Source organism: Actinomadura sp. HBU206391, from assembly GCF_014323665.1.
Taxonomy (GTDB): Bacteria; Actinomycetota; Actinomycetes; order Streptosporangiales; family Streptosporangiaceae; genus Actinomadura_C.
In genome coordinates, this window is sequence record NZ_JABVEB010000291.1 from 1 (window position 1) to 6,338 (window position 6,338).

The window sequence follows — 6,338 nt, forward strand, 5'->3', positions numbered from 1 at the left end:
TAGGCCCACATGTCGCGCATCCACCCGGTCTGCAGGCCGAGGGCTATCAGGCCGATGAGCGCCGCGTACAGCAACATCGTCCACCACCACTGTTCGTAGCCGCGGGAGAACATCTTGCCGCGCGGCGGAACCGAGGAGAGGACTCCCTGGCCGGACTGGTAGATGCGGTTGGCCGTGGTCAGCGTCAGCCAGTTCGAAAGCGCCGCGATCAGTGCCCCTCCCGCGCTGCAGTAGGCCCATAGCCAGGGTTTCCAGTAGACCGCGAGGATCGTCGTAGGCAGGGCGACGACCGTCATCAGGCGCATCACCAACTCGGTCGCCCTCGCGAGCAGTCCGGAGATGTGCCGGGTCGTGAGCCGCGCGAGCAGGCTCTGATACACCTTGGCCGCGAGCAGTCCCTGGCTCAGGGCGATGAGGTTCGCTGCCAGCGCGACACCGGCCAGCTTCGGCGTCTTGACCCCGAACGACGTCGCGATGTCGTCCACCTTCGCCAGTGCCGTCTTGGCCGCGATGAACCACCAGCACCACGTCGAGATGACGGAGAACAGCAGCAGGTACTGGATATCCGACTCGCGCGATCCGGACCTGCGGTCGCGCCACCATCGCTTGCACTGGGCCGAGACCTCGCGTGACGTGGGCGCGAGTTGCGAGAACAGCCGGCGGGGAACCGAGCCCGTGATGTCGAGTTCCGCGTCCACGAGCTCGAAGGTGTGCTCCAGCGACCTGCCCAGCTCGGCGAAGGAGAAGTCGTCTCCGGTATGCCTCAGCACCAACCGGCGGCTGTGGTTCTCCTCGATGAGGTCGTCGAGCGCGCGGCCCAGCAGAGGGCTGATCTCCCAGACCTCCGTGGGCACCCGGCTGTCACGCGGCGCGTACCCGCAGAGAATCCGGGTCAAGATGATGCCCAGTGAGTAGGCGTCGGCGGTCGCCGACCCACCGCGGTTCTTTATCTCCGGAGCGGTGTAGACCGAGTCGTCGTGCTCGGCTATGCCGACCTGCCTGCTGTAGAGGTGGTTGACGCCGAGATCGATGAGCTTCATGCTCCCGGTGCCCGGCTCCAGGATGACGTTGCTGGGAGACAGGTCGCGGTGCTGACGGTCCGGACGTGCCGGGTCGACCACCGATCCGTCGGCCAGCCGGTGCAGCACCCGGGTCAGTTCCCGTGCGACGCTCCGTGCCTCGACCACCCGCTCGGCCACCGAGGGGGGATCGGTTCCCGGACGAGCAGGCAGATCGAAGCCCACAAGGCGCTCGGCAAGGGTCTGCCCTTCCTGAAACGGCAGGATGACCCAGCGGGTCGACGACGCGATGGGATGGACCACGACGTCGGGAACACGGCTCGCCCCGTACTCGGTGGCGTAGTCGTCGGTCGCCTTGGCTATCGCGGTCAGCTTGTTCCAGGGAAAGAGCACGCACTTGACGGCTAGTGCCCGGCGGGCGCCCGACTGATCAATGGGCCGCCGCGAGTGTCCCCGGAGAATGAACGAGGTCGTCCCGGCCTTGTAATACGACATCGAGCCGAAGTCCAGCTGGTCCCATGCGTCGATCTTCGAGGCGTTCTCCGGCCCCGGTTCGGGGCGGTAGATCACCTCGATGGCCTGCCGGATCGCGGATCCGTCGGCGAACAGAGCGCGGCACTCGTCATCGGCCTGACGCTGTTCTTCGATGCTCGGGGACTTGAACCTCCGGTCCAGCAGCATCGAGTTCAGGGTGATCAGATCCAGCAGGCCGGCGATGTTCGGCGAGACACCGTCCGAAACGGCGGAGAATCGGCTGCGCGCATCCCGGCAGGCCGCCAGGAACTGATCCGGCCCATGCTGATACTCGTGGTCGGCGATCCAGTCCAGGACGTTCTGCAGGAAGCGGACCGTACCCCGGACTCGCGAATCACCGTCGGCGTCGAGCAGTCGACCTGCCGCGGCATCGCCGTTCTGCGTGATCTCACCCACCAGAAGCGCCTCGAATTCCTGAGGATCCACCACCATGTCGGCTGTTCCCTTTATCTCGGCCGAAAAGAGGTCAACAGACGATCCGCATTTCGGCCGACCAGAAGTCAATCGAAATGGCAGGAACTATCGTGGAAAAAGAGTTATCGCGCCCATCATCACACGACCATGCCCGCCGGGGCCGGTAGACATGGGTCCGTGGAGATACGACTGCGGCAGGCATCACCGGCACCGGCGCTTCGCCGCCTCAGCCGGACGTCCCTGCGTACCCGCCTGGTACTCATCACGGTCGCGCTGGTCGCCATCGGGCTCACGGTCGGCTACGCCATCGTCATCGGCGCGCTCGCCGGCTATCAGACCGATCGCATCGACGACCGGATCCGGCCGACGGCCGAGCTCATGTCACGCGCACCGGCCATTCCTCAGAACCAGCGCAGCCGCCCCCCCAGTCCCCAGGACCTGACGCCGGTCTTCGACATGCTCGGCTTCTCCTATCTCGCCTATGTCCTCCCCGACGGCGGCACCGCCCAGGTGGTCCACCACCCAAGCGCCGAAGGTCGTGCCGGGCCCCGGCTGCCGAGACTGGACGCCGCCGCCGTGGCCGCACGCGGCGGACGGCCCTTCGACGTCCCCGACGAACCGGGCTCGTCACGGTGGCGGGTGATCGTGCTCCGGATCGAGTCGCCGGCCCTGCCCCTGGCCGACGGCCGCGATCTGAGGGGCAGCAGCGTGGTGGTGGCCGCGTCTCGCGCCGAGACCGACGCCACCATCGCACGGCTGCGCACGATCAGCCTGGTCACCGGCAGTGCCATCCTGGTCGTGCTCACCGCGGTGGGATGGTCGGCGGTCCGGGCGGGAATGCGTCCCCTGTCCCGGATCGAGGCGACGGCGGCCGCCATAGCCGGGGGCGACCTGACCCATCGCATTCCCGACCTGGGCGCTCCACGTACGGAGGTCGGCCGGCTGTCGGTGTCACTCAACAGCATGCTCGCCCAGATCGAACGGGGCTTCGCGGCCCGCGCCGAGTCAGAGGCCCGGATGCGGCGATTCGTCGCGGATGTCAGCCATGAGCTGAGGACCCCGCTGTTCGGCATCAAGGGCTTCACCGACCTCTATCGCATGGGCGCCATGCCCGGCCCGGACGATATCGACCACACCATGGGGCGGATCGAACGCGAGGCGACCCGGCTGGCCAATCTCACCGAGAACCTTCTGCTGCTCGCCCGGCTCGACGAGCACTCAGAGGGAGACGAGGCACTCCCCCTGGAGCTCAGCCCGATGGACCTTCGTACGCTCGCCGCCGACGCACAACACGACCTCCGCGCCCTGGACCCGTCGCGGCCGATCGAGCTCACCGGACCCGGCGGCGGCACGCCCGGCGGCGCGCCCGTCCTCGGGGACGAGGAGCGGCTGCGCCAAGTGGTGAGCAATCTCGTCGGCAACGCCGTCACGCACACACCCGCCGGTGGCGGAGTCCGGATCGGCGTCGGAACGCTCGACGACCGGGCGATCCTCGAGATCGAGGACCACGGCCCAGGCCTGCCGCCGGAGCAGGCCGAGCGGGTCTTCGATCGCTTCTACCGGGCCGACGGCTCACGCAGCCGCGGCAACGGCGGCGGCGCGGGCCTCGGCCTGGCCCTCGCCCGCTCACTCGTGGCGGCACACGGCGGACGGATCGAACTCGACACGGCACCCGGCGCGGGCGCCCGCTTCCGCATCTCGATTCCGATCACCGCCGACGACGGTGAGGGTGACGGTGACACCGACCCGTGAGATTCCTGGGAGCTCCCTGTGAACCCAGGCGGCACCCCGTCCGGATTCGGCACCTCTGTCCGCGTTCCGGCCGGCCACCGGCCGATCTGACGGCGCCCGTCCTCGGCGGGCGCACAGGTTCCTCCCAGGGCACCGGCAACCGGCCGGGCCAGTCTCGGCAGCGTGATGATGACCAACTCTGCGAGAGGCCCACGCGTGTTCGCCCAGCTCGGCCGGGTCGTGGTCTACCACCCATGGCGGGTCATCGCCCTGTGGGTGGTGGCCGCGGTCGCGCTGATCGCGTTCTCACCCGGCCTGCCGACGGCCGGCGAGGAGACCGACTTCCTCCCCGGTCGCTATGAGGCGGTCAAGGCCGAGAAGCTGCGCGAGCGGGCGTTCCCTGACGCCTTCACCCCATCGGTGATCATCGTCGTCCGGCGCACCGACGGAGGGTCGCTCACGGCCGCCGACTCCACCAAGGTCCCCGAGATCGCCGGAGCCCTGAAGGGGCGGAACATCGCGAACGTCGAGCAGGTGATCGCCGGCGAGCCGTCGCCCAACAAGGCCGTACAGACCCTGGGCGTCCAGATGCCCACGCTCACGGAGGCCAACCGGCAGGAACTCTTCGACTCGCTGCGGACCCTGCGCGCCGACCTGAAGCAGGTCGTCGCCGGCACGGGCCTGACCGCCAACACGACGGGTGCGGTCGCACAGGAGATGGACCAGGAAGAGGCCTCCGCGGGTCTTGACGCGATCATCCTGCTCGCCACCATCGCCTTGATCATCATCCTGCTGCTCGTGATCTTCCGCAGCCCGGTCATCGCGCTACTGCCGATCGTGGTGATCGGAATCGTGTCGCAGGCGGCCGACGGGTTGATCGCCATCATGGTCCGGGCGCTCGGCCTGCAGGCGGACAGCTCCGCGAGCCAGTTGCTGATCGTGGTGCTCTTCGGTGTGGGCACCGACTACATCCTGTTCCTGATGTTCCGTTACCGCGAGCGCCTACGCGCCGGCGACGACCCTCAGGAGGCCATGGTCGGCGCGGTCGCCCGGGTCGGGGAGGCCATCACGTCCGCGGCGGGCGTAGTGATCATCGCCTTCCTGGCGATGATGCTGTCGTCGATCTCGATCTTCCGCTCATGGGGCCCGGCGCTGGCCATAGCGGTCACCGTCAACCTGCTGGCCGGGCTGACGGTGATACCGGCGATCACCTCGTTGCTCGGCACCGGGGTGTTCTGGCCGTCGAAGACCTGGCGGCACGAGCCACGAGTCGCCCGGTTCGCCGCCCTCGGCACGCGCATGGCACGCCGGCCCGCCGCGTTCGCCGCTCTCTCAGGCGTCGTCATGGCGGCTCTCGCTGTGGGGACGCTCGGCTTCCGATCGAACTTCGACTTCTCCGAGGCCGGGCTGCCGAAGACGGCCGAGTCCCGGGTCGCACTGAACGATCTGCGGAAGGGCCTGCCACCCGGGCTCATCGACCCGACCCACGTCTACCTGAGCGGCGAACCGGGCCGGCGGCTGGGTCAAGGTGAGCTGACCGCGTTCTCCGGCCGGCTGGCGGCGGTCGGCGGGGTGGGTCAGGTGGCGCCACCGCAGCTGAGCAAGGACGGTACGACCGCCGATTTCACGCTGACGCTGACCACGCCGCCGGGATCCGCGCAGGCTCTCGACACGGTGCGAGGTCCGCTGCGGCGAACCGCGCACGACGCCGCTCCGGGCGGTACGACCGTGCTGGTCGGCGGCATCACCGCGGTCTACGTGGACCTCCAGGCCGCGATGCACCGCGACTACGCCCTGGTGTTCCCGGTCGCCGCTCTGCTCATCATGGTGATCCTCGGCCTGCTCCTGCGCAGCCTGGTGGCCCCGTGGTACCTCATCGCCTCGGTCGGGCTCGGCTACGGGGCGACTCTCGGCGCGGCCACACTCATCTTCCAGAACCTGCGCGGCGAACCAGGCTTGATCTTCCAGTTGCCGCTGGTCATGTACATGTTCGTGGTCGCGCTGGGCACCGACTACAACATCCTCATGATGGCCCGGCTCCGTGAGGAGGCGAGGGAAGGACTGTCGCCCCGCGCGGCGCTGGCAGCGGCGATCCGGCATACCGGCCCGACCATCGCCGCGGCCGGGCTGATCCTCGCCGGGTCGTTCGCCGCGCTGCTGGTGGCCGGGAACCCGCTGCTGTCCCAGCTCGGATTCGCGATCTCGTTCGGCATCGCCGTGGCCGCGTTCGTCATGTCCGTGTTCTTCACGCCGAGCCTCACGGCGCTCATCGGTCACCGTGCCTGGTGGCCGGGTCACGCCGACGAGCCCCTGTCCGTACGCGAGCAGGAGCAGCGGCCCCAGCCACCGGGACCGGCCAGAACGGATGCGCGGCAGCGGGCGCTTTGAGAGGGATGGCGTGAGCCGCGAGCCTTATCCTCGGATGCGATGCGCGACCGCGGTCCGAATGCGCCGGCCGGACGGCGGAACCATTGGACATACGAGACGGCAGGCATGGAACCGACAGAGCAGACGGGAACGTGGCAGGCTGCCGCGCCGGTCAAGAGTCTGCTCGTGGTCGACGACGAGCCGACCATCCGGGAACTCCTGTCGGCCAGCCTGAGGTTCGCCGGCTTCACCGTGACGTCCGCGGCCACCGGA

General features: G+C 68.8%; 3 protein-coding genes. 2 read left to right on the forward strand and 1 reads right to left on the reverse strand.

The annotated features are described in order from the left end of the window. Nucleotides 1-1,985, reverse strand: a 1,985-nt coding sequence (locus tag HKK72_RS34425) for a protein kinase domain-containing protein (RefSeq protein ID WP_410050377.1), incomplete at its 3' end; no start/stop codon positions are given. Between the two features lie 159 nt (nucleotides 1,986-2,144). On the opposite strand from HKK72_RS34425, the gene HKK72_RS34430 reads away from it, so the two are divergent. Together HKK72_RS34430 and HKK72_RS34435 are read left to right on the forward strand one after the other, a co-directional pair. Further along, nucleotides 2,145-3,719 (forward strand): HAMP domain-containing sensor histidine kinase, encoded by a 1,575-nt coding sequence (locus tag HKK72_RS34430; RefSeq protein WP_315987591.1) that lies wholly within the window; start codon nucleotides 2,145-2,147, stop codon nucleotides 3,717-3,719. A gap of 195 nt (nucleotides 3,720-3,914) precedes the next feature. Further along, complete coding sequence (locus HKK72_RS34435) at nucleotides 3,915-6,086, forward strand: MMPL family transporter (protein WP_187238599.1); 2,172 nt, start codon at nucleotides 3,915-3,917, stop codon at nucleotides 6,084-6,086. Nucleotides 6,087-6,338: the final 252 nt, after the last annotated feature.